This is a genomic window from Streptosporangium sp. NPDC087985, assembly GCF_044741965.1.
Classification (GTDB): Bacteria; Actinomycetota; Actinomycetes; order Streptosporangiales; family Streptosporangiaceae; genus Streptosporangium.
In genome coordinates this window covers 87513-112592 of the sequence record NZ_JBIUTQ010000004.1, presented here as the reverse complement: position 1 = coordinate 112592, position 25080 = coordinate 87513, and the positions used below count along the sequence as shown (strand labels likewise).

25 protein-coding genes are annotated in these 25080 nt (G+C 70.3%); 12 read left to right on the top strand and 13 right to left on the bottom strand.

Going from position 1 to position 25080, the window contains the following annotated elements; genetic code table 11:
- Window positions 1-30: 30 nt before the first annotated feature.
- The 7 genes from ACIN94_RS11650 to ACIN94_RS11620 all read right to left on the bottom strand — a co-directional run bounded on the left by ACIN94_RS11650 (window position 31) and on the right by ACIN94_RS11620 (window position 6924).
- On the bottom strand, window positions 31-684 hold the full coding sequence (locus ACIN94_RS11650) for a MerR family DNA-binding protein (protein ID WP_400704071.1): 654 nt from the start codon (window positions 682-684) through the stop codon (window positions 31-33).
- Between the two features lie 109 nt (window positions 685-793).
- Complete coding sequence (locus ACIN94_RS11645; protein WP_400703333.1) at window positions 794-1126, bottom strand: TraR/DksA family transcriptional regulator; 333 nt, start codon at window positions 1124-1126, stop codon at window positions 794-796.
- A 50-nt stretch (window positions 1127-1176) separates the two neighbouring features.
- Window positions 1177-1962: a rod shape-determining protein gene (locus tag ACIN94_RS11640; RefSeq protein ID WP_400703330.1), complete on the bottom strand. Its 786-nt coding sequence runs from the start codon at window positions 1960-1962 to the stop codon at window positions 1177-1179.
- 1 nt (window position 1963) lies between these two features.
- Window positions 1964-2326 carry a TraR/DksA family transcriptional regulator gene (locus tag ACIN94_RS11635; protein WP_400703327.1) on the bottom strand — a complete coding sequence of 121 codons (363 nt, stop codon included), beginning with the start codon at window positions 2324-2326 and terminating at the stop codon, window positions 1964-1966.
- A 160-nt stretch (window positions 2327-2486) separates the two neighbouring features.
- Window positions 2487-2852, bottom strand: a complete 366-nt coding sequence (locus ACIN94_RS11630) for a hypothetical protein (RefSeq protein ID WP_400703324.1) — start codon at window positions 2850-2852, stop codon at window positions 2487-2489.
- 212 nt (window positions 2853-3064) lie between these two features.
- A complete protein-coding gene (locus ACIN94_RS11625) occupies window positions 3065-4270 on the bottom strand; it encodes a cytochrome P450 (protein ID WP_400703321.1) in 1206 nt (401 codons plus the stop codon).
- Window positions 4271-4581: 311 nt separating this feature from the next.
- Complete coding sequence (locus ACIN94_RS11620; RefSeq protein WP_400703318.1) at window positions 4582-6924, bottom strand: glycosyl hydrolase family 95 catalytic domain-containing protein; 2343 nt, start codon at window positions 6922-6924, stop codon at window positions 4582-4584.
- 334 nt (window positions 6925-7258) lie between these two features.
- Between ACIN94_RS11620 and ACIN94_RS11615 the strand changes: the two genes are divergently transcribed.
- The 7 genes from ACIN94_RS11615 to ACIN94_RS11585 all read left to right on the top strand — a co-directional run bounded on the left by ACIN94_RS11615 (window position 7259) and on the right by ACIN94_RS11585 (window position 14767).
- On the top strand, window positions 7259-8104 hold the full coding sequence (locus ACIN94_RS11615; protein WP_400703315.1) for a fumarylacetoacetate hydrolase family protein: 846 nt from the start codon (window positions 7259-7261) through the stop codon (window positions 8102-8104).
- Entirely contained in the window at window positions 8101-9396 is a 1296-nt protein-coding gene (locus tag ACIN94_RS11610; protein ID WP_400703312.1) for an L-fuconate dehydratase, read from the top strand. The genes ACIN94_RS11615 and ACIN94_RS11610 overlap by 4 nt, the downstream gene beginning before the upstream one ends.
- Entirely contained in the window at window positions 9389-10135 is a 747-nt protein-coding gene (locus ACIN94_RS11605) for an SDR family NAD(P)-dependent oxidoreductase (protein WP_400703309.1), read from the top strand. Before ACIN94_RS11610 ends, ACIN94_RS11605 begins: the two co-directional genes overlap by 8 nt.
- Window positions 10136-10223: 88 nt before the next feature.
- Window positions 10224-11276: a sugar ABC transporter substrate-binding protein gene (locus tag ACIN94_RS11600; protein WP_400703306.1), complete on the top strand. Its 1053-nt coding sequence runs from the start codon at window positions 10224-10226 to the stop codon at window positions 11274-11276.
- Entirely contained in the window at window positions 11276-12772 is a 1497-nt protein-coding gene (locus ACIN94_RS11595) for a sugar ABC transporter ATP-binding protein (RefSeq protein ID WP_400703303.1), read from the top strand. The genes ACIN94_RS11600 and ACIN94_RS11595 overlap by 1 nt, the downstream gene beginning before the upstream one ends.
- Window positions 12769-13779 (top strand): ABC transporter permease, encoded by a 1011-nt coding sequence (locus ACIN94_RS11590; protein ID WP_400703300.1) that lies wholly within the window; start codon window positions 12769-12771, stop codon window positions 13777-13779. Before ACIN94_RS11595 ends, ACIN94_RS11590 begins: the two co-directional genes overlap by 4 nt.
- 43 nt (window positions 13780-13822) lie before the next feature.
- Complete coding sequence (locus ACIN94_RS11585; RefSeq protein ID WP_400703297.1) at window positions 13823-14767, top strand: aldo/keto reductase; 945 nt, start codon at window positions 13823-13825, stop codon at window positions 14765-14767.
- A 16-nt stretch (window positions 14768-14783) separates the two neighbouring features.
- On the opposite strand, the gene ACIN94_RS11580 is transcribed toward ACIN94_RS11585, so the two are convergent.
- The 5 genes from ACIN94_RS11580 to ACIN94_RS11560 form a co-directional block, all read right to left on the bottom strand.
- Window positions 14784-15284 carry a MarR family winged helix-turn-helix transcriptional regulator gene (locus tag ACIN94_RS11580; protein ID WP_400703294.1) on the bottom strand — a complete coding sequence of 167 codons (501 nt, stop codon included), beginning with the start codon at window positions 15282-15284 and terminating at the stop codon, window positions 14784-14786.
- 1147 nt (window positions 15285-16431) lie between these two features.
- The gene (locus ACIN94_RS11575; RefSeq protein ID WP_400703291.1) at window positions 16432-16893 is read right to left on the bottom strand and encodes a hypothetical protein; all 462 of its coding nucleotides are present in this window, start codon (window positions 16891-16893) and stop codon (window positions 16432-16434) included.
- Window positions 16894-17115: 222 nt separating this feature from the next.
- On the bottom strand, window positions 17116-17790 hold the full coding sequence (locus tag ACIN94_RS11570; RefSeq protein ID WP_400703288.1) for a FadR/GntR family transcriptional regulator: 675 nt from the start codon (window positions 17788-17790) through the stop codon (window positions 17116-17118).
- 178 nt (window positions 17791-17968) lie between these two features.
- Window positions 17969-19123, bottom strand: coding sequence for a steroid 3-ketoacyl-CoA thiolase (locus ACIN94_RS11565; protein ID WP_400703285.1), 1155 nt, complete (start codon window positions 19121-19123; stop codon window positions 17969-17971).
- Between the two features lie 155 nt (window positions 19124-19278).
- Window positions 19279-19992, bottom strand: coding sequence for a TetR family transcriptional regulator (locus ACIN94_RS11560; RefSeq protein WP_400703282.1), 714 nt, complete (start codon window positions 19990-19992; stop codon window positions 19279-19281).
- Between the two features lie 106 nt (window positions 19993-20098).
- On the opposite strand from ACIN94_RS11560, the gene ACIN94_RS11555 reads away from it, so the two are divergent.
- Both ACIN94_RS11555 and ACIN94_RS11550 read left to right on the top strand, forming a co-directional pair.
- On the top strand, window positions 20099-20479 hold the full coding sequence (locus ACIN94_RS11555) for a Zn-ribbon domain-containing OB-fold protein (RefSeq protein WP_400703279.1): 381 nt from the start codon (window positions 20099-20101) through the stop codon (window positions 20477-20479).
- Window positions 20479-20889, top strand: a complete 411-nt coding sequence (locus tag ACIN94_RS11550) for a MaoC/PaaZ C-terminal domain-containing protein (RefSeq protein WP_400703276.1) — start codon at window positions 20479-20481, stop codon at window positions 20887-20889. The genes ACIN94_RS11555 and ACIN94_RS11550 overlap by 1 nt, the downstream gene beginning before the upstream one ends.
- Before the next feature lie 88 nt (window positions 20890-20977).
- Here the strand turns inward: ACIN94_RS11550 and ACIN94_RS11545 are convergent, their stop codons facing one another.
- Entirely contained in the window at window positions 20978-22345 is a 1368-nt protein-coding gene (locus ACIN94_RS11545; protein ID WP_400703273.1) for an RNA polymerase sigma factor, read from the bottom strand.
- Between the two features lie 292 nt (window positions 22346-22637).
- Between ACIN94_RS11545 and ACIN94_RS11540 the strand changes: the two genes are divergently transcribed.
- From ACIN94_RS11540 to ACIN94_RS11530, 3 genes are read left to right on the top strand one after another with little or no spacing between them, the layout of a single operon-like run.
- On the top strand, window positions 22638-23744 hold the full coding sequence (locus ACIN94_RS11540; protein WP_400703270.1) for an ABC transporter ATP-binding protein: 1107 nt from the start codon (window positions 22638-22640) through the stop codon (window positions 23742-23744).
- Entirely contained in the window at window positions 23737-24411 is a 675-nt protein-coding gene (locus ACIN94_RS11535; protein ID WP_400703267.1) for an ABC transporter permease, read from the top strand. The genes ACIN94_RS11540 and ACIN94_RS11535 overlap by 8 nt, the downstream gene beginning before the upstream one ends.
- Window positions 24408-25079 (top strand): ABC transporter permease, encoded by a 672-nt coding sequence (locus tag ACIN94_RS11530; protein WP_400703264.1) that lies wholly within the window; start codon window positions 24408-24410, stop codon window positions 25077-25079. Before ACIN94_RS11535 ends, ACIN94_RS11530 begins: the two co-directional genes overlap by 4 nt.
- Window position 25080: the final 1 nt, after the last annotated feature.

Here is a 25080-nt window from a genome sequence, read left to right as displayed (position 1 = left end):
CGCGGCCGCCTCGTCCCCTGCCGGCTCCGGTTATCGGGCTTGCCGGACCCGCTCCAGGTAGTGGACAAGGCCGCGCATCCGGTCCACGGGCCACGGCAGGCTCTGGCCGATCTCCTCGCTGTTCTCCTTCCATATCCTCTGTGCCGCGGCCTTGGTCTGCTCGCCGTCGGCGCCGTCGGCGTGGAACCGGTTCCCCAGCGCGTCCCAGCGGTCGACCAGGGCCCGCACCCGCGGGTCGTCGACGGAGGTGTCGTCCTGGACGTGCCGCAGGAGCTCCTCGACGAGCCCGGCCCATTCGGTCCTGGCCGCCTCGACGGCCCCCGGACCGAGTTCGGCCCTGCGCTGGGCCAACCGCTCCCGTTGCTCCGTCGTGAATGAGGTCTCGAACACCGAGATCATCTCCAAGGTTGTCATGAACTGGTCCGGATCGGGCATCGACGCGCTGTCGATCTGTCCCAGCAGCCCGCGGAGCTGGTGCGTGAGCTGCTGGACCTGTGCGGCGTGTGCCTCCAGCCCGTGTAGCTGGGCCGTGAGCAGGTCGCGCATCGCCGCCAGATCGCCCGCAGAGTCCGCGAGTACGCCCGCGATCTCCTCCAGCGACAGCCCGAGCACCCGCAGGGCCCGCACCCGGTACAGCCGCCGCACGTCGTGCCCGGTGTAGCGGCGGTAGGTGAAGCGGCCGATTGCCGCTCACAGGTGCGAGGTCGCCGCCCAGGTCGGCCGCATCATGCGCGCACGGGGTTGTGCCGGGCCGGGCCGGTGGGGGTGCCGGCCCGGGATGGGGCGGGGGAGCTCAGCGGTTCTCGTGGCGGCGCTGGCAGTCCATGCAGAAGCGCGCCAGGGGACGGGCCTTCAGCCGCTCGTAGGGGATGGCCGAGCTGCAGTTCTCGCAGCGGCCGTAGGTCAGCTCGGCGATGCTCTGCAGGGCGTTGCGTACGACGACGGTGCTCCGCTCGGTGGAGGCGATGTCAGCGAGCAGGCCCGACTTCGCCGAGACCTCCACGGCGTCGTCGTTCACCGCCGCCTCCAGGTCCGCCAGCTGCTTGGTCCGCCGGAAAAGCTGTCCCTCCAGCTCCTCGCGGATGGTGTCGAGCTGGATGCTGCTGAGGTGGATGTCGGAAATCACGATGTCCGAGTCCTTTCGGAAGTACGGGAGAAGAGATGTAGGAGTGGCCGTCAAGGCCGGTCTGAGGCCAGCAGCCGGGCCAGGCCGCGGACGGTGGCGCGGGCCGGGTCGGGGGCCACGCTGACGCTGACACGCAGTGCGGAGCACAGGTGCTGGGCCAGGCCGGGGCGGGTGGCACCGCCGCCGGTGATGATCAGGCCCCGGTCGCGCGCTCCACGCCGGATGGAGGCCGGAACGCGGTTGACGAGATCGGCGAGTGTGGCCGCGACATGGGTGAGGAGATGGGCGGGCATGCCGGTGACCCTCCCCGGGTGGAATTCCCTGATGATCTGCACGGAGCCGGTGTCGACGACCTGACCGCGGCTGATGACGGCCGCCTCGATGATTCCGGCGCCCATGTCCAGCAGGATCCGCGGGTGCGGGTCCGTCACGCTCACGCCGCTGCCGACGGCGGCGGCCAGCGGTTCCTCCACCACCGCCACCGGGCAGCCCGCCACGGCGCGGACCGCCGTGACGGCGGCCCGGCGCTCCGCTCCGGACGCGGCCACCGGCACGCCGAGCAGGAGACGCTCCAGCGGAGCCGTACCCTGCCTGGCCGAGGCGCGCAGGATGCGGCCGGTCAGCCGGGCGCAGGCGGACGCGTCGGCGACCATGCCGTGCCGTACCGGCCAGCGCCACCGCGCGTCCGGTACGGCGCCCGCCGTACCGGTGTCCGGTTCCGACAGATCTGCCGGGACGGCGGACGGCTCGTCGAGCAGCGTGTCATTCCCGGAGAGCAGCAGCCGGGTCCGCGCCGTTCCCAGGTCGAGGGCGGCGTGTCTGCCGTGAGTGATCACGTCACCGGCTCCTTGCGTCGTGGCAGACGCTGCAGTGCCGGGTGTGCGGGACGCGCCGCAGCCGGCGCAGCGTGATGAACGCCCCGCACCGCTGGCAGGTGCCGTACACCCCGAAGTTCAGCCGTTCGATCGCCGCCTCGATCTCCGCGACGGTGGTCTTGGCACGTTCGGCACGTCCCCACGCGAGTGGGACCGGTTCGCCCGCGGCCGGAGGTCCCGGTACGGTCTCGTTCTCGGTGAGAGAGGTCCACTCCGCCCGCGCGGCGACGAGCCGCTCGTGCAGGAGCGCGTGCAGTTCATCAAGCTGGGCGGTGTGGCGCTGGTACTCCTCCAGCAGCCTGCTTGTCGATCTGATGTCACCCATGACGACATCGACTCCTTGAATGACTCACGGTGGCTCGGGCCGAGCGCGGCCCGCCACCGGGAAAGCCGGAACCCAGACGCATGGCGATGCGTTGCACCGCGCTGCTTGGAGCCCCCGCTCGAACTCACCGTTCGATGGAGGCCGGGAAAAGGGAAGGAGTCTAGAAGCGCGGTGGACTGCGTGAGCTGACGACCCGCTGGACGTCACGCCGGGGAACGGAGGCCGGGCCCGTGGAGAGCCAGGCGGCTGACAGCAGGATGGCCGCCGCCCCGGAGCCCACGGCCAGGAGGGAGCGGAGCTGTCCCGGTGTCGGCAGGTGCTCGGCACCGCCGGCCAGGAGTCTGGGCGCCGTTGAGTGGTGCGTGCCGTTGGTCTGGGGAACCCAGAGGCTGGTGCCGACGTCGGTGGGTCTCCACCCGCCGGACCACGGGGAGGGGGCGATGGCGGCCAGGATGACAACGAGAACAAGGCTCACCGCGGCCGCGGCCGCAGTGGGCCTGGGTGTGCCCCACCGCGGTTCCCTCATCACCTCGACCATAGTCGACGTTCCGGGAAAGGGCACTTCATGCGGCGGTAGGTGTTTCCGCACGTGCGAGGGGGCGTGGACGTCGCCCGCGCCACCTCCGTCACGGCCGGTGTCTCCGCAGGCGCCGGGGAGCGCCCCGGGACACGCCGGACCGGCCCGCGGGATCACGGGCGAGATCGTGATCGCGGTCCTGTCCGTGTCGTTCCCGCCCTTCAGCTGAGAGTGACCGGCAGGTCCTTGATGCCGTTGATGAAGTTGGAGCGGAGCCGGCGGGCCGGACCGGCCTGGGCGAGGTTCGGCAGCCGCTCTGCCAGCACTTCGAAGAGCACCCGGAGTTCCAGCTTGGCGAGGTGGTTGCCGAGGCAGAAGTGGGCTCCGCCGCCGCCGAAGCCGATGTGCGGGTTGGGGTCGCGGCCGATGTCGAAGACGCCGGGGTCGGCGAACACGTCCCCGTCCCGGTTGGCGGAGCTGTAGAAGACCACGACCTTGTCGTCCTCCCTGACCTCCTGCCCGCCGATCGTCGTGTCGGCGGTGGCCGTACGGCGGAAGAGGTTGACCGGGGAGACCCAGCGGACGATCTCGTCGGAGGCGGTGCGGGCGAGGGCGGGGTCGGCGACCAGCCGCCGCCACTGCTCGGGGTGTTCAAAGAAGGCGAGCATGCCGCCGGAGGCCGCGTTGCGGGTGGTCTCGTTGCCCGCGACGACCAGCAGGAGCACGAAGAGGTCGAACTCCTCCGTGGTGAGCGTCTCGCCGGCGGCGTCGGGCATGAGCAGCTTGGTGACGATGTCCTCACGCGGCTGCTCGCGCCGGGCGGCGGCCAGGGCGTTGGCGTAGGCGTAGACCTCCATGGCCGCGTTCGCACCCGCGGAGGGGTCGGCGGCGTAGTCCGGATCCTCGGACCCGATCATCTGGTTGGACCAGTTGAAGATCTTGTCCCGGTCCTCGACGGGGGCGCCGAGCAGCTCGCAGATCACGTACAGCGGCAGCGGGGCGGCGATGTCCCTGACGAAGTCGGCCGATCCGCGCCCCTTGGCCTCGTCCACCAGCTCGTGGCAGATGTCACGGATGTGCTGCTCCAGGGCGCCTATCATGCGCGGGGTGAACCCCCGGTTGACCAGGGAGCGCCGCCGGGTGTGCTCCGGCGGATCCTGGTTGAGCATCATCATCCGCTGGAGTGCGAGCAGGTCCTCGGGCAGCTCGTTGAAGAGCGCGAGTCTCCTGCTCGACGAGAACAGGTCGGAGCGGCGGGAGACCTGCACCACGTCGGCGTGCCGGGTGACCGCCCAGAAGCCGGGCCATCCCCGCTCGTCGTCGCCCCGGTGCCAGTGGACGGGGTCGTTGGCCCGTAGCCAGGTCAGCTGGTCGTGAGGAGCGCCGTCCCTCCGGTAGAGGTCCTGATCGACCAGATCGATATCCATTGGTCCTCCTGCGCGAACCGGACCGGCGTCTCTCGACGCGGCTCATTTCGATGCAGCCTAGGGGGCACGGTCGGCGGGCGTACCCGCCTGTCCGTACGGCATGGGCCTCGCGGAAAGACCCGTCGTGGACGGGGCGGTCGTGAGGCCGCCGTCAAAGGGGGGCCTGCCTTCCGTCGGGGCATGCCGGGTCGCCAGGAATTTGATCAAGCGCTTGGCGAGACGGCCTTCTGAAACGTGTTCTATTACGCGGCGGGGGCCGAGTCAAGGGGGCCCGGTCGGCCGGGGCCGCCGCGCGGGGCGGATCGGCGCTCTCACCGACAGCCGTGTGGGTCCTGCCCGCCTGGGTGTTCAGGTGCCGCGGTGTCCTTGCTGACGATCGTGTAGGTCCGGCCCGCCTGGGCGTTCCAGGTGAGCGTGTCGCCGTCGCGGCTCGGGCTGACCGCGGCGCCCGTCTCGTCCCGGACCCGGTGGTCACCCGAGACCAGGGCCGCGCGGACCTTGACGGTCCCGGTTCTCCCGGGCCGCAGGGTGATCCTCTCACCGGAGCCGTTCCGCCAGGAGACGTCCACGGTCACGTCACCCCGGGCGCGTAGGCCGGTGACCGAGCCGGTCGGCCAGGCGGACGGCAGCGCGGGCAGCACGTGGACGGTGCCGTGCCGGCTCTGCAGCAGCATCTCGGCCATGCCGGAGGTGGCGCCGAAGTTGCCGTCGATCTGGAACGGGGGATGGGTGTCCCAGAGGTTGTCCAGCGTGGAGGATCTGAGCTGCTCGCTGAGCATCCGGTGGGCGTGGTCGCCGTCCAGCAGCCGGGCCCAGAAGTTGATCTTCCAGGCCTTGCTCCACCCGGTGCCGCCGTCGCCGCGCGCGGTGAGCGAGACCCTGGCCGCCGCCGCCTCCGGCGTGCCCGCCACGATCTGCCGCCCCGGGTGCAGCGCGAACAGGTGGGAGACGTGCCGGTGGGGGTTGCCGCGGTCGTCCCAGTCGCTCTTCCACTCCTGGAGCTGGCCCCAGGAGCCCACCCGGATCCCTCGGTCGAGCCTGGCCAGCGCGGCCGTGACCTCGGTCTGGAAGGCGGAGTCGACGTCCAGCGTCCTCGCGGCCTCCAGGCTGCCGGTCAGCACGTCGAAGACGATCTGCTGGGACATCGAGGCGCCCGCGGAGAAGTCGCCCTGCTCGGGGGAGTAGCTCGGCGAGACCACGAGCGTGCCGTCACGGGGGTCGACGTGCAGGTTGTCCAGCCAGAACTCGGCCGCGCCCTTCATCACCGGGTAGGCGGTGTCCCGCAGGTAGGCGGTGTCGCCGCTGAAGAGGTAGTGGTCGTACATCTGCTGGGTCACCCACGCCGCCGCCTCGGGGAACCAGAAGGCGGAGGCCCAGTCGTGCACGCCGGTGAACCCGAACGGGTTGGTCTCGTTGTGCACCACCCAGCCCCGCGAACCGAACATCTCCTGAGCGGTCTTCCTGCCGGGCGCGACCATGGCCTGGATGTACCGGTCGTAGGCGACGGCCGTCTCGGCGAGGTTGGTCTGCTCGGCGGGCCAGTAGTTCATCTGCAGGTTGATGTTGACGTGGTAGTCGGCCGACCAGGGCGGGCTGGTGGAGTCGTTCCACACCCCCTGCAGGTTGGCCGGGAGCGACCCCTCACGCGAGGAGGAGATGAGCAGGTAGCGGCCGTAGGCGAAGAACAGCGCCTCCAGGGCCCGGTCGTCGGCCGAGGCGCCGCCGGTGTAGGCCGCGCGGAGCCGGTCGGTCGGGACCGCCGGAACCCGCTGCCCCAGGTCCAGCCGCACCCGGTCGAACAGCTGCCCGTAGTCGCGTCGGTGGGCGGCCCTGAGCCGGCTGAAGCTCCTGGCCGAGGCGGCGTCGACGGCGGCGGTCACCCTGGCGTGCGGGTCGGGGCCCCGGTAGGAGGGGTAGGCGTCGGCGTAGTCGGTGCCCGCCGAGAGCACGAACATCGCGCTGTCGGCGCCCGTGACGGTGACCCGGTCGGTCCCGTCGGTACGGCTGCCGCCCCGGGTGACCACCTGGACCTGCGCCTCGAACGTCATGCCGTTGTCGGCGAGCGTGCCGCGGACGGTCAGCCGCCCGTCCGCGACCGAGACCCGCCCGTCCGGGTGGGGGGAGGAGGTTCGGAGCGTGAAGGAGACCTTGCCCGGCCGGTCGGCGGAGATCCGCCCGACGATGACGCCGCCGGGGTGGCTGGCGAAGTACTCGCGGGAGTAGGTCACGTCGCCGGAGCTGTAGCCGACCCTGGCGACCGCCTCGCGCAGGCTCAGCTCCCGCCGGTAGCCGGTGGGGCCGGCCGGGGCGTCCGGCACGTCCAGCCAGAGGTCGCCGAAGGGCTGGTAGGCCCCGAACCCGCTCCTGGGCCGGCCCAGCGTGGCCGCCACCGCCGAGGGGGCCATCCTGCCGTCCCGGTCGATCCGTGCCCGGACCTCGGCGATCGCCTCCGGCCGGGGACCGGTCCGGTCGCCGGAACCGTAGCCGCTGGAGCCGGGGCCACCGGTCCACAGCGACTTCTCGTTGAACTGGATCCGCTCGCTCGCCACCCCGCCGAACACCATGGCACCCAGCGCGCCGTTGCCGATGGGCAGTGCCTGGGTCTCCCAGTCGGCGGCGGGTCTGTCGTACCAGAGCGTCAGGTCGTCGGACACACGGATTCCTCCGATCAGGGGGCCGGCCTGTCCCAAGGAGATAGCACCGAAACCCCCGCGATAACAAGGTTTGACCTCCGATGTTTGAAGCCTGTGGATCAATGGAGCGGACTCGCGCTCTGGACGGTCCACCGGGGGATCCCCGCCGTCCTCCGCGCGGCCCATCCGATGAATGCCCGGAGAGAGCCGGGGGATCACCCCCCTGATGGGCCGTCATCTGCGGATTCTCCATCGGTAACGGATCGGATGTATCTCTCAGGGGGATTGACATGGAGGTCCGACGTCGTTCAACATCACGGCACGATACATCCGATGTATAAGCGAAGGGTGCGGTGTGAAACTGCTGCGAGTCGGGCCCGTCGGCCAGGAGCGACCAGCCGTCATGGACGGGGCCGGTGCGCTCCGCGCGATCTCCGAACCCGAGATCGACGGGACCTTCTTCGTCTCCGGGGGAGTGGCGCGCGTCCGCGAGGCGCTGGAGCGGGACGAGCTGCCCGTGCTGGAGGCGGAGGGGCTGCGGATCGGCGCGCCGGTCGCCCGGCCCGGAAAGATCGTATGTATCGGGCTCAACTACCGCGACCACGCGGAGGAGACGGGCGCGGCGATCCCGGCCGAGCCGATCGTCTTCATGAAGGCCCCCAACACGGTCATCGGGCCCTGTGACGAGGTTCTGATCCCGAGAGGCAGCGTGAAGACCGACTGGGAGGTCGAGCTGGCCGTCGTCATCGGCGAGACGGCCCGCTATGTGGAGACGCACGGAGAGGCGCTCTCCAAGGTCGCGGGCTACACGATCTCCAACGACGTCTCCGAGCGCGAGTTCCAGCTCGAACGCGGCGGCCAGTGGGACAAGGGCAAGTCCTGCGAGACGTTCAACCCGCTCGGCCCCTGGCTGGTCACCGCCGACGAGATCGCCGACCCGCAGGCCCTCGGGCTGCGGCTCCGGGTGGACGGCGAGCTGTACCAGGACGGCGACACCAAGAACATGATCTTCCATGTCGCCGAGATCGTCCGCTACCTCAGCCGGTTCATGGTCCTGGAACCCGGCGACGTCATCAACACCGGCACCCCGGCCGGCGTCGCACTCGGCCTTCCGGGCACGCCGTACCTGCGCGCGGGCCAGATCATGGAGCTGGAGATCGACGGCCTGGGCCGCCAGCGCCAGACCGTGGGGCAGGCGTGACCGGCTGTCGCATCACCGCGCTGGAGACCCACGACATCCGCTTCCCCACCTCGCTGGAGCTCGACGGCTCCGACGCGATGAACCCGGACCCGGACTACTCGGCCGCCTACCTGGTGCTGAAGGCCGACGACGGGTCCGAGGGCCACGGCTCCGCCTTCACCATCGGCCGCGGCAACGAGGTGCAGACCGCCGCGATCAGGGCGCTGGAGCCGTACGTGCTCGGTAAGGACGTCGAGGACCTGGGCGCGCTCTGGACGGACATGGTCCACGACTCCCAGCTCCGCTGGCTCGGCCCCGAGAAGGGCGTCATGCACATGGCGATCTCCGCCGTGGTCAACGCGCTCTGGGACCTGAAGGCCAGGCGGGAGGGCAAGCCGCTCTGGCTGCTGCTCGCCGGGATGTCGCCCGAGGAGCTCGTCGCGCTGGTGGACTTCCGCTACCTCAGCGACGCGCTCACCCCGCGGGAGGCGCTGGAGATCCTGCGCGCCGCCGAGCCGGGACGGCAGGAGCGGATCGCGTACCTGAAGGAACACGGCTACCCCGCCTACACCACCTCGCCCGGCTGGCTCGGCTACGGCGACGACAAGCTCCGCCGCCTCTGCGAGAAGGCGATGGCCGACGGCTTCCCCCAGATCAAGCTGAAGGTCGGCGCCGACCTGGAGGACGACCGGCGGCGGATGCGCATCGCGCGCGACACCTGCGGGGACGACTTCCCCATCGCCGTCGACGCCAACCAGCGCTGGGACGTCGGATCCGCCATCGCCTGGGTGAACGCCCTAGCGGAGTTCCGGCCACACTGGGTCGAGGAGCCGACCAGCCCCGACGACGTGCTCGGTCACGCCGCCATCGCGCGGGGCATCGCGCCGATCCCGGTCGCCACCGGCGAGCACGTGCAGAACCGTGTGATCTTCAAGCAGCTCCTGCAGGCCGAGGCCATCTCCTACCTGCAGATCGACGCGGCCCGCGTGGCGGGCGTGAACGAGAACATCGCGATCCTGCTGCTCGCCGCCAAGTTCGGCGTCCCGGTCTGCCCGCACGCGGGCGGGGTGGGCCTGTGCGAGCTGGTCCAGCACCTGGCGATGTTCGACTACGTCGCGGTCAGCGCCTCGATGGAGAACCGGGTGATCGAATACGTCGACCACCTCCACGAGCACTTCGCCGACCCCGTGGTGATCAGGAACGGTTCCTACGTCGCGCCGAGCCGCCCCGGCTCCGGCGCGGCCATGCACGCCCGGTCGATCAGCGACCACACCTATCCCGACGGTCCGGTCTGGAGGTCCCTCAATGGGTGAGTTCGACGGCCTGCGAGCGCTGGTCACCGGCGGCGGGTCCGGCATCGGCCTGGCCACGGCCACCCTGCTCGCCGAGCGCGGCGCGACGGTGGCCTGCCTGGACGTCAACCCGCCCGGCGAGCCGTTCATCCCGGTCAAGGCGGACGTCACCGACGAGGACACGGTCCGTACGGCGGTCGCCCGGGTCGCCGGGCAGATGGGGGGCCTCGACATCCTGGTGAACAACGCCGGGATCGGCGCGGCCGGGACGGTCGAGGACAACCCCTACGAGGAGTGGTTCAGGGTCCTGGACGTCAACGTCCTCGGCATCGTCCGGGTGACCCGGGCGGCCCTGCCGTACCTCCGGCTCTCGGCGAGCGCGGCGATCGTCAACACCTGCTCGGTCGCCGCTGCGGCGGGGCTGCCCCAGCGGGCGCTCTACAGCGCGTCCAAGGGTGCCGTCCAGTCGCTCACCCTGGCGATGGCCGCCGACCACGTCCGCGAGGGCATCCGCGTCAACTGCGTCAACCCCGGCACCGCGGACACGCCCTGGGTGCAGCGCCTGCTCGACGCGGCCCCCGACCCGGTGGCCGAGCGGGCGGCCCTCTCGGGACGCCAGCCGATGGGCCGCCTGGTGAGCGCGGACGAGGTCGCGGCCGCGATCGCCTACCTCGCGAGCCCGCTCGCGGGCTCCACCACCGGCACGGTCCTGGCCGTGGACGGAGGGATGCAGGGGCTCAGGCTCCGACCCGCCACGTGACGCGGCGCGGCCCGGCGGCGGACGAGGTACGAGATACCGGTTCACCAGCAAGTTCACCCCCCACTTGGTTTCGAATCGAGGCAACGGTATGAGACGTGAAACTGCGGCAACGGGCGTGGCACTGCTCGCGCTCGTCTGCACCATCTCGGCATGTGGCTCGTCGGGGACCACCGGCACCTCCGCCGCGCCCGCCGACACCGGAGCCAAGGGCGGAAAGATCGGGGTCGACTTCCCGCGTGCCGACTCCGACTTCTGGAACTCCTACAACAAGTACGTCCCCCAGCTCGCCGGGGAGTTGGGCGTCGACCTGATGCCGCCGACCAACTCCCAGAACGACGTGGCCAAGCTGGTCGCCAACACCCAGGCGCTCCTCGGCCAGGGCGCGAAGGCGATCGTCATGGCCCCGCAGGACACCGGCGCGATCGCCTCCACGCTGCAGACCCTGGAGGGTAAGAACATCCCGGTCGTCTCGGTGGACACCCGTCCAGACAAGGGCAAGGTCTTCATGGTCGTGCGGGCCGACAACAAGGCCTACGGCACCAAGGCGTGCGAGTTCCTCGGTGAGAAGCTGGGCGGCAAGGGCAAGGTCGTCGAGCTCATGGGCGCGCTGTCGTCCGTCAACGGCCGGGACCGGGCCGAGGCGTTCGGCGCGTGCATGAAGGAGAAGTTCCCCGGCATCACGATCTTCGAGGAGCCGACCGAGTGGGACGGCACCAAGGCCGCCTCGATGCTGCAGACCCGCCTCCAGCAGCACCCGGATATCAAGGGCGTCTACATGCACGCCGGCGGCGTCCATCTGGCCCCGACCCTGCAGGTGCTCAAGGCCAAGGGCCTGATCGTGCCGCTGGAGGACCCCAAGCACGTCTTCGTGATCTCCAACGACGGCATCCCACAGGAGTTCGAGGCCATCCGCAAGGGGGAGATCGACGCCACGGTCTCCCAGCCGGCCGATCTCTACGCCAAGTACGCGCTCTTCTACGCCAAGGCCGCGGTCGACGGCAAGACTTTCCAGCCCGGCCCGACCGACCACGACAGCACGATCATCCAGCTTCCGAACGGTCTTGAGGACCAGCTTCCCGCCCCGCTGGTGACCAAGGAGAATGTCGACGACAAGAATCTCTGGGGCAATCAGGTCAAGTGATGACATCTTCCGTTAAGGCGGTCGAAGCGCTCGGCATCACCAAGCGCTTCGGCCCGACCACCGCGCTCGACCGCGCCGGGATCGCCATCACGGAGGGGGAGACGCACGCGCTGGTCGGCAGGAACGGCGCGGGCAAGTCCACCCTGGTGTCGATCCTGACCGGTCTCCAGCGCCCCGACGAGGGCGAGATCCGCTTCGGCGGAGAGCCCGCCCCGCCGCCGGCCGACCGGGACGCCTGGCGGCAGCGCGTCGCCTGTGTCTACCAGAAGTCGACGATCATTCCCGCGCTCACCGTCGCGGAGAACCTCTTCCTGAACCGCCAGACGGATCGGGGCGCGATCAACTGGCGTGCTCTGCGCTCACGGGCCAGGCAGCTCCTGGAGCAGTACGGCGTGGACGTCGACGCCGACAGCCTCGCCGGAGACCTCGGCGTCGAGCAGCGTCAGCTCCTGGAGATCGCCAGGGCACTGTCGTTCGGCGCCCGGTTCGTCATCCTTGACGAACCCACCGCCCAGCTCGACGGCGCTGCCATCCAGCGGCTCTTCGACCGGATGCGCGCGCTGCGGGAGCAGGGCGTGACGATGATGTTCATCTCGCACCACCTGGAGGAGGTGTACGAGATCTGCCAGAGCGTCTCGGTTTTCCGCGACGCCCGGCACATCGTCACCGCGAAGGTCGGCGACCTCCCGCACGACCGGCTGGTCGACGCGATGACCGGCGAGGCCTCCGCCGCCTACGAACACCGGTCCCGTACGGCCGACACCTCGGCCCCCGTCGTCCTCGCCGCCCGAGGGCTCAGCCTCGACGGCCGTTACCGGAGGGTGGACCTGGCCGTCCGGTCCGGGGAGATCGTCGGTCTGGCCGGCTCGGGCAGCAGCGGCAAGGTCGGCCTGGCCGAGACCCTGGTCGGCCTCCGCAGGGCCGACACCGGCACGGTGACCGTCAACGGCACCGAGGTCAGACCGGGAGACGTGCCCTCGGCTCTGGCCGCCGGGCTCGGCTTCGTCCCCCAGGACCGGCACCGGGAGGGCTTCGTCCCGCTGCTGTCGATCGCGGAGAACGCCACCGTTCCGATCGCGCACAAGCTCGGCCGGTACGGCCTGATCTCCCCGGCGAGACGGCGTGAGCGCGGCGCCCGGATGATCGCCGAGCTGGACATCAAGACGACCGGCCCCGACCAGCCGGTGGGCGACCTGTCCGGTGGCAACGCCCAGAAGGTCGTGCTGGCCAGGGCATTGGCGGACGACCCCCGCGCTCTCGTGGTCATCAACCCGACCGCCGGGGTGGACGTGAAGGCCAAGCACGCGCTCCTCGGCGCCGTGGAGGACGCGGCCGCCCGGGGGGCCGGAGCGGTGCTGGTCTCCGACGAGCTCGACGACCTGCGGATCTGCGACCGGGTCCTGGTCATGTTCCACGGCCACGTCGTGAAGGACGTGCCGCGCGGCTGGACCGACACCGAACTGGTGGCGGCGATGGAAGGTATCGACCAGCGATGACCACGACAAAGACCTCTCCCGCGGCGGCCGTTCCGGCGGGCCGCCGCATCCAGCTCGGGCGCTTCCGGGACCTCACCCTGGTCCCGGTGATCGTCATGCTGCTGATCGCCGGATCCTTCGTGGATCCGGTCTTCCTCACCCCGGGCAACCTGATCAACGTGCTTCAGCAGCAGTCGGCCCTGGCGCTGGTGGTGCTCGCCGAGGCGCTGATCCTCATCGCCGGCAAGTTCGACCTGTCTCTGGAGTCCACGGTCGGCATGGCCCCCGCCGTCGGCGTGATGCTGGTCATCCCGGTGGCCTCCGGCGGGTTCGGCCTGGAGTTGCCCGCCGTCCTGGTGATCCCGCTCTGCCTGCTGATCGGCGGGTTGATCGGCGCCTTCAACGGCTTCCTGATCATGCGGTTCCAGCTCTCGGCCTTCATCGTCACGCTGGCCATGATGATCGTCGTTCACGGCCTCCAGCTCGGCCTGACCCAGGGCAAGAGCCTGTTCGCGCTGCCGGAGTCGTTCCTCTACCTCGGCAGTGCCACCTGGCTGGGCGTCCCTGCGGCCATCTGGATCACCGGCGTGCTCTTCGCCGGGGCCATCGCCGCGCTCGGCTACTTCCGGGCCGGTCGCGCGCTGTACGCCATCGGCGGCAACGCCGACGCCGCCCGCGCGGCGGGCATCCGGGTCGAGCGGGTCCTGTGGACCGTCTTCGTCGTCGGTGGCGTGATCGCCGCGCTCGCCGGAGTGCTGGAGACCGGCCGCCTGGGCGGCATCAGCGCCAACCAGGGCGTCGGCTGGATCTTCATGGCCTTCGCCGCCGCGGTCATCGGCGGGGTCAGCATGGACGGCGGCAAGGGCACGATCCTCGGCGCTCTCACCGGTGTCCTGGTGATCGGTCTCGTCGAGAACATCCTGACGCTGAAAGGCGTGCCCGGCGAGTGGAAGCAGCTCGTCTACGGTTCGATCATCCTGATCGCCCTGATGATCAGCCGCCTCGCCGGCGGCAAGGCGCAGGACTGATCCTCTTCCCCAGCGGCTACGGCAAGGTACAGGATTGACTGCCATGACCTTCCCCCTCAGCACCTACGGCTTCGGCTCCGCCTCGATCGGCAACCTGTTCACCGCCGTGGGCGACGACGAGGCCAGGGCGACGGTGGACGCCGCCTACGACGCCGGGTTCCGTCACTTCGACACCGCGCCCCACTACGGGCTCGGCCTGTCGGAGCGGCGGCTCGGCGCCGCCCTGGCCGGACGGCCCCGCGACTCCTACACCCTGTCCACCAAGGTCGGCCGCCTGCTCGTGCCGGCGCCCGCCGGTGGTCCCGCCGGCAGGGACGACCAGGGTTTCGACGTCCCGGCCGACCTCCGCCGGGTGTGGGACTTCTCGCGGGACGGGGTGCGACGGTCGCTGGAGGAGAGCCTGGCGCGGCTCGGCCTCGACGCGGTCGACATCGTGCTGATCCACGATCCGGACGACCACTGGGAGCAGGCCGTGTCCGAGGCCTATCCGGCCCTGGCCGAGCTGCGCGACCAGGGGGTCGTCAGGGCCGTCGGGGTCGGCATGAACCAGGCGGAGATGCTCACCCGGTTCGTCCGCGAGACCGGTGTGGACATGGTCATGCTGGCCGGCCGCCACACCCTGCTCGACCGGTCGGGGGCCGAGGAACTGCTGCCGCTCTGTCAGGAGCGCGGCGTCCCAGTGTTCGCCGCGGGGGTGTTCAACAGCGGCCTGCTGGCCACCCACGAACCGTCGGGCACCTACGACTATGCCCCGGCCTCCGAGCCGCTGCTCGCCCGCGCCCGCCGGATCGCGGCCGTCTGCGAGCGTCACGGCGTCACCCTGCCCCAGGCGGCACTGGCCTTCCCGCTACGCCACCCGGCGGTCGTCTCGGTGGTCGTCGGCGCCAGATCCGCCGCCGAGGTCACCCGCAACGCGGCCCTGGCCGGCCGGCCCGTCCCCGAGGACCTCTGGGCCGACCTCGCGGCCGAGGAACTGATCACGGGCTGAACGGCAGGGGCGGCCGTCAGTAACCGCCGAACCAGCCCGGGACGTCGAGCCGGAAGAGATCCGCCGGGGTGACCTTGCGCAGGTCGGTCTCCATCGCACGCAGGCGTTCCTCGCCGAGCGTCTGGGCCCAGCGGGCGCGCAGCTCGTCGAAGACGCGCGCCGACCGCACGAGGGAGTCGACGCCGCGCTCGGTGAGCCGTACGACCTTGCGCCGCGCGTCACGCGGGTCGGAGCCGCGCTCCACGTAGCCGAGCTGCTCCAGCGAGTCGATGGTCTTGCCCGCCGCCTGCTTGGAGACCCCCAGTCGGCGGCCGAGTTCGGTGGCTGTCGTGCCGTCGGTGCCGATCGCCTGGAAGACGAAGCCGTGCATCGGCCGGAGGTCGGGATGCCCCTGGCGGACGAGTTCGGTGTGGAGCTCGTCGATGAGGACGCGGAAACCCATGAACAGCCGGAGCGGCAGCTCGAATCCCGGCGGGTCAACGGACACGGCAGGCGGCCCGATCCGCTGCTTGGTCAACCATATTGTCCAAGCTAGGGGATGACGCGATACCTGTCATCCGGTGGGGCCGGCCCAGCGCCCCACCCGGCCGTCCCGTTTGATCATAATGATGAGGGGACAGGTACGGTCTTCTCTGATCATTTGGCGTTGAGAACTTCATGATCTCGAAGCTCGTACCTGCCCGCTCCTCTGGCCGATCGTGTGGCCCATTACTGCCGCGGATCAGGCGACGGGCTACTCGATGTCACTTTTCCGGGGTCCGCTCACCAGGCGTCCTACCACCAGGGGCCACACACCGCGAGCCGGGTAAGGGTGTCCCCGCAGACCCGGAACCGATTGCCGGGCGCACCGCTCGTCTGTTGGGCCGGACTCGTGGCCGGCAAGCCGGCGCCCTGCACGACGGAGGGACCGCACTGGATCCAGCTGATTCCGGAGTTGGCGGTCGAGTCCATCCAGACTCGGTCGCCCTTCTTGGTCGCTCCCCGGATGACGGCCCATATGTGCTGGGCGCCGTTGACCGTGCCCGTGTGCAGCTCTAGTCTCCTGCCGTCCATGAGAGTGCTACTAACGATGGTTCCGGTCTTTTCGTAGGGAATTTTCACGCAGTCGGCGACGGATGCCTGCGCGGCGCTTACGGGGGCGGCGATTGTCATCATTCCCGCGGCGAGAACGCCTGCTGCGGCAGCGGAAAGAATTCTACGAGTCGATCGCATGTGTTTCCCTCCTGAAGAGGAATCCGTTTTACGGATACCTCGTGCTAGGTGGATCGCATCAGCCGAACATTGTCTGTCGGCGCACAGCGCTCTGCTGTCCGCGCACGCCTGTCGACCCCTGCCGGTTGTCGGCAGGGCTCCGACGGGGACTCTGCTGGTTAACCACAGGTGGGGAGTGTCCGAAAAGTCCTTGAAGGGGCCTGTCGAGATGTAGTGACCGGTCGTGAAGTGCGGGGATCGCCGATAGCGGGGAAACACGCCGGATATCCGGGGCCCTGGACCATTGAGGGGTCCGCCGTTTCGCCCTGGCGGACCCCTCGGGTGGCTCCTGGCATGGTTCCGCGTGTCGTGCGGTATTTCTCCGTGTGGTTCGAGAACGCTCTGGACCGGATGGCCCGGCCTGCTCCCTGTTCCTTACCGATCCCAGGGCGAGCGGACGCGGATTGCTGTCCCTACCACCAGGGGCCGCACACCGCGGACTTGGTGGGGGTATCCCCACAGGCCCGGAACCGATAGCCGCTCGCAGTGCTCGTCTTTTTGGCCGCGCTCGTGTTCGGCGAGCCGTCGCTCTGCACGGTGAAGGGACCGCACTGGATCCAGCTGGTCCCGGAGTTCTGGGTCCAGTCCATCCAGACTCGGTCGCCCTTCTTGGTCGCTCCCCGGATGATGGCCCATCCGTGCTGGGCGCCGTTGATCGTGCCCGCGTGCAGCTCTACTTTCCTGCTGCCGTCCAGGGTAATGCTGTTAATGACGGTTCCGGTCTTGTTGTAGGGAATGTCGACGAAGCCGTTTTTGCCATTCGTGCAGTCGGAGGCGGCCGCGTGCGCGGCGCCCATGGGGGAGGCGATTGTCATCATTCCCACGGCGAGAATGCCTGTGGCGGCAGCGGAAAGAATTCTGCGAGTCGATCGCATGTATTCCCCTCCTGAAGAGGAATCGGTTTTGCGGACACCTCATATTAGGTTGACGACATAAGCCGGACATTGCCTGTCGGCGCCCAGTTCTTTACTGTCCGCGCACACCTGTCGATCCCTGTCGGTCATCGGCAGAGAACTCTGCGGGCCGGCCGCAGACAGGGATGGGTGACGCTCTCCACCACCTCGTCGATCGCCGGGATGCCCGCGGCGGATGATTGCTCAGGCGAGCGCGCTGCGCAGCCACTCCTCGACACCGGCGATGTGGACCGTCGCCCAGGCATGGGCGACCTCGGGCTGCCCGGCCGCGATGGCGTCGCAGATCGCGGCGTGCTGTTCGCGGGTCTTCTCCAGGGCGTTCTCCTGGGTCAGCCCCCGCCAGATCCGCGCCCTGGTGGTGGGGCCCGACAGACTCTCCAGGAGGGAGCAGAGCACCGCGTTGCCCGAGCCCGCCGCGATGCGCCGGTGGAACTCCAGGTCGTTGGCGACGAGCTGCTCCACGCTCGGGTGCGCGGGCAGCGCGCCGAGGATCTCGCGCAGCCGGTCGACCTCGGCCGCGGTCATCCGCGACGCGGCCATCGCGGTCGCCGCCGGCTCCAGGATCCGCCGGACCTGGAGGAACTGCAGCACCGTGTCGTCCTGGTGGAAGTCCACCACGAACGACATCGCGTCCAGCAGGAGCCGCGGCTCCAGGCTGGTCACGTAGGTGCCGTCGCCCTGACGCACGTCCAGCACGTTGATCAGGGCCAGGGCGCGGACGGCCTCCCGCAGGGAGTTGCGCGACAGGCCGAGCCGTCCGGCCAGCTCGGACTCCTTCGGCAGCCTGCTCCCGGGGACGAGCTCGCCCGAGAGGATCATCTGCTTGATCCTGTCGATAGCGGCGTCGGTGACCGCCACGCTTCACCGTCCCCGGATTCCCTCATACATCGGATGTCTACGAGTGTAGGGCGTAGCGGACCGGGTCCCCTGGCATGCGGCGGATCACCCCTCGGGTCTCACCCCGCCACCGGCGTCTGCCGGGCGCCGCCTGCCGTACGGCCCCGCGGCGGGATGTCAACGGTGGTGTTTCTCGCTCTCAGAGCCGTTCGAGAACGGTCGCCGTGGCCAGCGCCCCACCCGCGCACATCGCCACCAGCGCGGTGGACGAGTCCGACCTCTCCAGTTCGTGCAGGGCGGTGGTGATCAGCCGGGAGCCGGTCGCGCCGACCGGGTGGCCGAGGGCGATGGCGCCGCCACCCGTGTTGACCCGGTCCATGTCCGGCCCGTGCACCGCGGCCCAGGAGAGGACGACCGAGGCGAACGCCTCGTTCACCTCGAACCGGTCGATGTCCCCGATGGTCATGCCCGCGGCGGACAGGACCCTGGCCGTCGCGTTCACCGGCCCGTCCAGGTGGTAGTACGGCTCGGCGCCGACGAGCGCCTGGGCGAGGATGCGGGCGCGGGGGCGCAGGCCGTACCGGGCGGCGGCCTCCTCGCTCATCAGCAGCACGGCCGCCGCGCCGTCGGAGATCTGGGAGGCGCTGCCCGCGGTGTGCAGGCCGCCGCCCATCACCGGCTTGAGCCTGGCCAGCCCCTCGACGGTCGTCTCGCGCAACCCCTGGTCGGTGTCCACGGTGCGGCTCTCGCCGGTCGGCTGCCCGTCCTCGCCGAGGATCGGCGCGGTCACCTTGACGATCTCCCGGTCGAACCGGCCCTCGGCCCATGCCTCGGCGGCCAGCCGCTGGGACCGGGCGCCGAACCGGTCGAGCCGCTCGCGGGTCAGCCCGCGCCGCTGGGCGATCCGCTCGGCGGCGGTGAACTGGTCGGGCAGGTCGATGGCCCAGTCGCCGGGCCGGGGATCGGCCGGGAACACGTTGCTCCCCAGCGGGGCGCGGCTCATCACCTCCACGCCGCAGGCGATGCCGACGTCGATGATGCCCGCCTGGATGAGGGCCGCCACCAGGTGTACGGCCTGCTGGGAGGAGCCGCACTGCGCGTCGATCGTGGTCACGCCCGTCTGGTACGGCAGGCCGGCGTAGAGCCAGGCGTGCCGTCCGACGTGGCCGCCCTGCTCACCCGACTGGGTGACGCACCCGGCGAAGACCTGGCCCACGGCCGACGGGTCGATCCCCGACCTGTCAACCAGGCCCCTCAGCGCCGCGGCGAGCACCGCCTGCGGCTTCAGCCCCGCCAGCCAGCCGTTACGCCTGCCGATCGGGGTTCTCACGGCCTCGACGATCACTGCACCCATACGATCCCCTCGCCCGGCGGCTCGGAGCCGGCGTCAGCGAGCCGGTCCCTTGGCGCGTTTTACCAAAACGTCGCTCTGATCATCTTCCACCTGCGACCGTAACGCGTTCTAGTTTCAGGCGGAAGGTCTCGGGCGGAGGGTCTCGGGGGAAGACCTCAGGCGGAGGCGGCCGGCCGCAGGTCGGCGAGCAGGCGGGTGGCGGCGATCTCGATGCGGCGCTGGATCTGCTCGTAGGTGCGGTGGCCGCGGAGCATCTCCAGCAGCTCGTGCACCCAGATGCTGGCCAGCGAGTCGGTAAGGGCGAACTGCTCCTCGGTGGCGGTCTCCGGGGTGAGCCCGTCTCCGACGACGCGCAGCAGCAGGCCCGTCATGCGGTCCCCGAAGGGGGTGTCCACCTCGGCCATGATCAGTGAGCGGATGAGCGCGTCGGCGAGCTCGGGCTCACGCATCAGGCCGCGCGTGGCGCGCATCAGGACGTCGACGGCGCGTCCCGAGGCCGTGGCGGCGCTGGGCGGGCGGCGCTCGATGCTGCCCTCGAGAAGATCGATCTCCTCGCTGACGACGGCGACGACAAGATCCATCTTGGAGGGGAAGTAGCGGTAGAGGGTGCCGAGGGCGACTCCCGCACGCTCGGCGACGGTGCGCATCTGCATGGCCTCGACGCCGCCGCGCGAGGCGAGGGCGGCGGCCGCCTGGACGATGCGCTTGCGCCGCTGGTGCTGACTCCTCGTGCGGACGCCCGCGGACGCCGATCCGTTCTGCACGCCGGTTGCCCCCTTGATCGTGGCCCGTCCGGCGGCGCTCGGGGGCGGCGGGCCGGGGAGGCGTGAGGCAACGGGCGCCTCGATGGTCATATGCGGGGTACGCATGAGAACACGTTATCTGATTTCCGGACCCTCTGACTGATTACCCGCCGGTCACAAAGATGCCCCATCCTTTCACGGCATATGTATTACAGCCGGGTGTCGGCAGCTATTGCGATCAGTCGCCCCCGGGCAAATAATAGAATGCGTTCTATTTTCCGGAGCGGCCGGCCTGAGCATCACCGCTGGGAGGCGTGATGCCCGGGAAGGTGACCCCCGGCTCCCGGCGACATCACCGAGATCGACGAGTTCATCCGGCACCGCCGGCGGCACCCCCTGGAGCGCCAGTGGACTTCAACAAGATCTAGCCAGGCCGGGGTTGAAAGCGCCTTTTGTGGTCGCTGTGGTGGAGCTGCCGGAAGGGGTGCGGATCGTGGGCGACGTCGTGGACTGCCCACCCGGAGAAGTGGGTATCGGTATGCCGTTGAGTGTTACGTATCGCCAGATGGATGACGAGTTGATCCTGCCGATGTGGGCCCCCCGGGAGTTGTGATGCGGACACTTACCGAAGATCAGGTGGGGGTCGGATCCGTTCTCCCCGATCTCGTGATCGACCTCAGCCCCACGATGATCGTCTCGACGGCGCTGGCGACGATGGACTTCACCCCGGTCCACCACGACGTCGAGAGCGCTCACGCGCAGGGCTCGCAGGACATCTTCCTCAACATCCTGACCACGATGGGCCTCGTCGAACGCTACGTCACCGACTGGGCGGGCCCCGAGTCGCTGATCCGCGGCATCAACGTCAAGCTTGGCGTCCCCGCCTACGCGGGTGACACGCTGACCTTCACCGGCACCGTCGTCGCGTGCGATGACGGTGAGTTCACGGTTGAGGTCCGCGGCAGGGTGAGCCTCGGCGACCACGCCTCCGGCACCGTCAGGTTCGCCCTCCCCGGCCGCTGAGCGCGGTCCCCCGCGGTCCCCGGCGTGCCGACCAGCGGGCTGGTCCTGTCGGCGGAGTGACCCGTACCGTGGAACGGCTCCTACGGCGTCACCTGGTCGGCATGACGAAGAAGACGAGCATCGCGATCGCCACGCAGATGAGGAAGCCGATCAGCTCCCACATCCAGTCGTGGTGCCTCTCCTTCCTGGTCGGCCGGGGCCTGCGACGTGTCGGCCGGTCCGCCCGCTTCAGGAGTACGGCCTGCGCCGTCTCGGCGTCGGACCCCGCCCCGCCGGTCACGGCGCCGCCCGGCGTGTCCGTCTCGGGCCCGGGGGCGGAGCCGGGGGCGGGGACCGGCTCCGCGCGGGGCGCGGAGGCGACCAGCTTGTCGGTGTGGAGCAGGGCCGCCGGAGCCTCGGGGGTGCGGGGGCGGAACAGGCTCTCCGCCGGGGGCTCGTCGAGCACGTCGTCGAGTATGTCGGCGGGGAGCGGGGCGGCCAGGAAGGGCGGAGTGGTGGGGGCGGCCGAGGGAGACGCGGTGGGGGTGGACGGAGGAGGCGCGGCGGGGGAGGCCAGGGGAGACACGGTCGGGGTGGGCAGGGGTGCGGCGCCGCGCGGTCGCGGCCTCGGCCGCTGAAGCCTCGGCCGCCGGGGCCGCGAGAGCACGTCGTCGAGCGCCGTCAGGACCGCGTCCCTGATCTGGGGCATCGGCTCGGTGGTGGCCTCGTGCGCGGAGAGCACGTCGAGGTCCCGGAAGGAGAAGGGGTCGGGAAAGCCTTCCGACGGGGAGGGCTCACCGGCGCCGGTGCCGGTGAGCGGGAGCGGCCATGCCGGAGTCGTCGGCCACAGTGGCTTGACCCGCAGGATGGGAGAGGACGCGGCGGAGGCCGTACCGGGCCGGGGTCCCAGCGCGGCGGCGCGCAGGGCCGCGGGCGGGGTGGCCCAGGGAGCACGGACGAGCACGTCGCGGACCGGGGCGACGGGGAGGGCGCCGAACACGTCGGTCAGATGGTCCGGCACCCTGGCCGAGGCCAGGGCCAGGTTCAGCGACTGGGCGAAGCGGCGGCAGGCGCTCACGGTCAGCTCGTCGGCGGTGTCGGCCGCCACGTCGAGCACCCACGAGAGCTCGGCGGTGTCCATCTGGCACATGCCGGACAGGTACAGCACCTCGCGCTGGTGTGGGCGCAGGTCACGCAGCACCCGCTCGACGAAGGCGGCGACCGGGTCGGCGCCGGCGGAGGGTGGCGAGTAGACGACGTCCCGCAGGTAGATCTCACGACGGGCGACCGCGTAGAGCGCGGCACGCGGGGGCTCCACGTCGGGGACGGTGGCGAAGACGGCCACCAGCGCGGCGGCGGCGGATCCGGAGTCACCGAGCTGATCGTGACAGTAGGCGAACAGTCCGGCGGCGTGACGGTCGTAGAGCTCGGCGATCAGTTCGCCGCGCATGCGCTGACCGAGGAGCGGTGGGGGCACGGGGCCGTTCCTCTGGTAGTTCGGGCGAGCGTGGTGTGGAGTGGAGGCCGTAGGGCCTGTGATGCGTATGAAACTGGAGGTGTCAATCTCCACGATATGGGTAATCATGCCGAGTTGTTGAGGTTCTCTGTAGGATTGAATGCCCATTTGATAGATATCGCGCTGTTCGGAGGCGCTTCGACCGGAGACGGGAAGACGGATCGGGAACGTCAGCCATAGGACGGCCCGTGCTGGATCACGGGGGCAGTTGTGGCCGGCGGCCGCGGCTCTGCCGGAGAGCAAGAGGTTGCGCATGATCAAATTCGACCGTGTCACCAAGCGCTACGCCGACGGGACCGTCGCCGTCGACGACCTTGGACTCGAGGTGCCCACGGGGGAGATAACCGTGTTCGTCGGCCCTTCGGGGTGCGGCAAGACGACGTCCCTCCGCATGATCAACAGGATGATCGACGCGACGGAGGGCCGGATCCTCCTCGACGGCGTGGACGTGAAGACCATCGATCCGCCGACGTTGCGCAGGGGGATCGGCTACGTCATCCAGCAGGCCGGGCTCTTCCCGCACCGCAGGATCGTCGACAACGTGGCGACGGTGCCCCGCCTGCTCGGCTGGGACAGGAAGAGGGCCCGGGACCGGGCGATGGAGCTGCTGGAGCGCGTCGGCCTCGACCTCAAGCTGGCCGACCGCTACCCCTTCCAGCTCTCCGGCGGCCAGCAGCAGCGCGTCGGCGTGGCCCGCGCGCTGGCGGCCGACCCGCCGGTGCTGCTGATGGACGAGCCGTTCAGCGCGGTGGATCCGATCGTGCGGGCGAGCCTGCAGGAGGAACTGCTCCGGCTGCAGGCCGAGCTCCACAAGACCATCGTGTTCGTCACCCACGACATCGACGAGGCCATCAAGCTCGGCGACCGGGTGGCCGTGCTGCGCGTCGGGGGACGCCTGGCGCAGCTCGCCGACCCCTCGACGCTGCTGGCCCGGCCCGCCGACGACTTCGTCAGGGAGTTCCTCGGCCGCGACCGGGGCATCCGGCGGCTGTCGTTCGTCTCCGACGAGGGACTGCGGCTGCGCACCGACCTGACCGCGCCCGCCTCCGCCGGGGTCTCCTCGGTGCGGGGGACGGCCGAGGACTGGCTGGCCGTGGTGGACGACAGGAACCGGCCGCTGGGCTGGGCCGCCGTCAAGGACCTGCCGGAGTCCGGCACGCTGGCGGACGCGCCGCTCGCGCCGTACGGGACGTTCGTCAGGGGCCGCGACTCGCTCCGCGCCGCCCTGGACGCGGCGCTGCTGTCGCCCTCGGGGAGCGCGATCGCGGTGGACGGCACGGGCAGGGTCGAGGGCGTCGCCACCCACGAGGAGCTGGACGAGGCGCTGACCCTCGCCTCCCGGGGAGCCGTTGGTGGGTGAGGAGCCGCTGGTCCGCTGGGACTGGATCTGGCGTAACTGGAGCACCGGCCGGGCGGGCAGCATCGACCTCCTGCTCGGACAGCATGTCCTGATGTCGCTGTTCCCCGTGGTCCTGGGGCTGCTGATCGCCCTGCCGATCGGGCTGGCGTGTGTGCGCTGGCGGTTGCTGTACCAGCCGACCGCCGGGCTGATGAACGTCGTCTACGCCCTGCCGTCCCTCCCCGTCTTCATGCTCCTGCTTCCGGCGACCGGACTCGGGCCGGCGACAGTGATCATCCCGCTGACCTTCTACGGGGTGGCCGTGCTCGTCCCCGCCGTGGTGGACGGGATGAACTCGGTCCCGGACCACGTCCGGCAGTCCGCGGTGGCGATGGGGTTCACCCCGCTGCGACGGCTGATCCAGGTCGAGCTGCCGATCGCCGTCCCGGTGGTGCTGGCCGGGCTGCGCGTGGTCGCGGTCTCCAGCATCAGCCTGGTCAGCGTGGGCGCGCTGATCGGTCAGGGCGGCCTGGGAAACCTGTTCACCGACGCCTTCAAACGTGACTTCCCGACCCCGGCGGTCGTGGGGATCGTGCTCGTCGTGGTGCTCGCCCTCTTCGCGGACGGGCTCCTGCTCGTCGTGCAGCGCCTGCTCACCCCCTGGGTGCGAGCGAGGGGGAACACGTGAACTGGCTGATCGGCTTCTTCGGAAACCCTGACAACTGGTCGGGGCCCGACGGTATCCCGGCCCGGCTCCTGGAGCACCTGGCCTTCTCGGCGGCGGCACTGCTGCTGGCCACGCTGATCGCGTTGCCGCTGGGGCTGTGGATCGGTCACACCGGCCGGGGCGCCTACCTCATCGTGATCACGGTCAACGTCGCCCGGGCGATGCCCACGCTCGGCCTGCTCGTCCTGATCGTGCTGGTGCTCGGCACTGCCACGGTCTGGCCGGTGCTCATCCCGCTGGTGGCGCTGGCGGCACCGCCCATCCTGGTCAACACCTACGAGGGCGTCCGCGGGGTGGACCCCGAACTGCGCGACTCCGCGTACGGCATGGGCCTGCGCGGCGGACAGGTCCTCGGCCGGGTGCTCGTGCCGGTCGCGCTGCCGCTGCTCCTGCTCGGCCTGCGGCTCTCGGCCATCCAGGTGGTCGCGACCACGACCGTCGCCGCCTACGCGGGGCTCGGCGGGCTCGGCCGGTTCATCATCGACGGCCTGGCGACCAAGGACTACGAGAGCGTGGTCGGCGGGGCCGTACTGGTCGTGCTGTTCGCACTCGGGGTGCAGGTGCTGTTCACGGTGGTGCAGCGGATGACGGTGTCGCCGGGGGTGAGCCAGAGGAAACAGATCCGCTAAT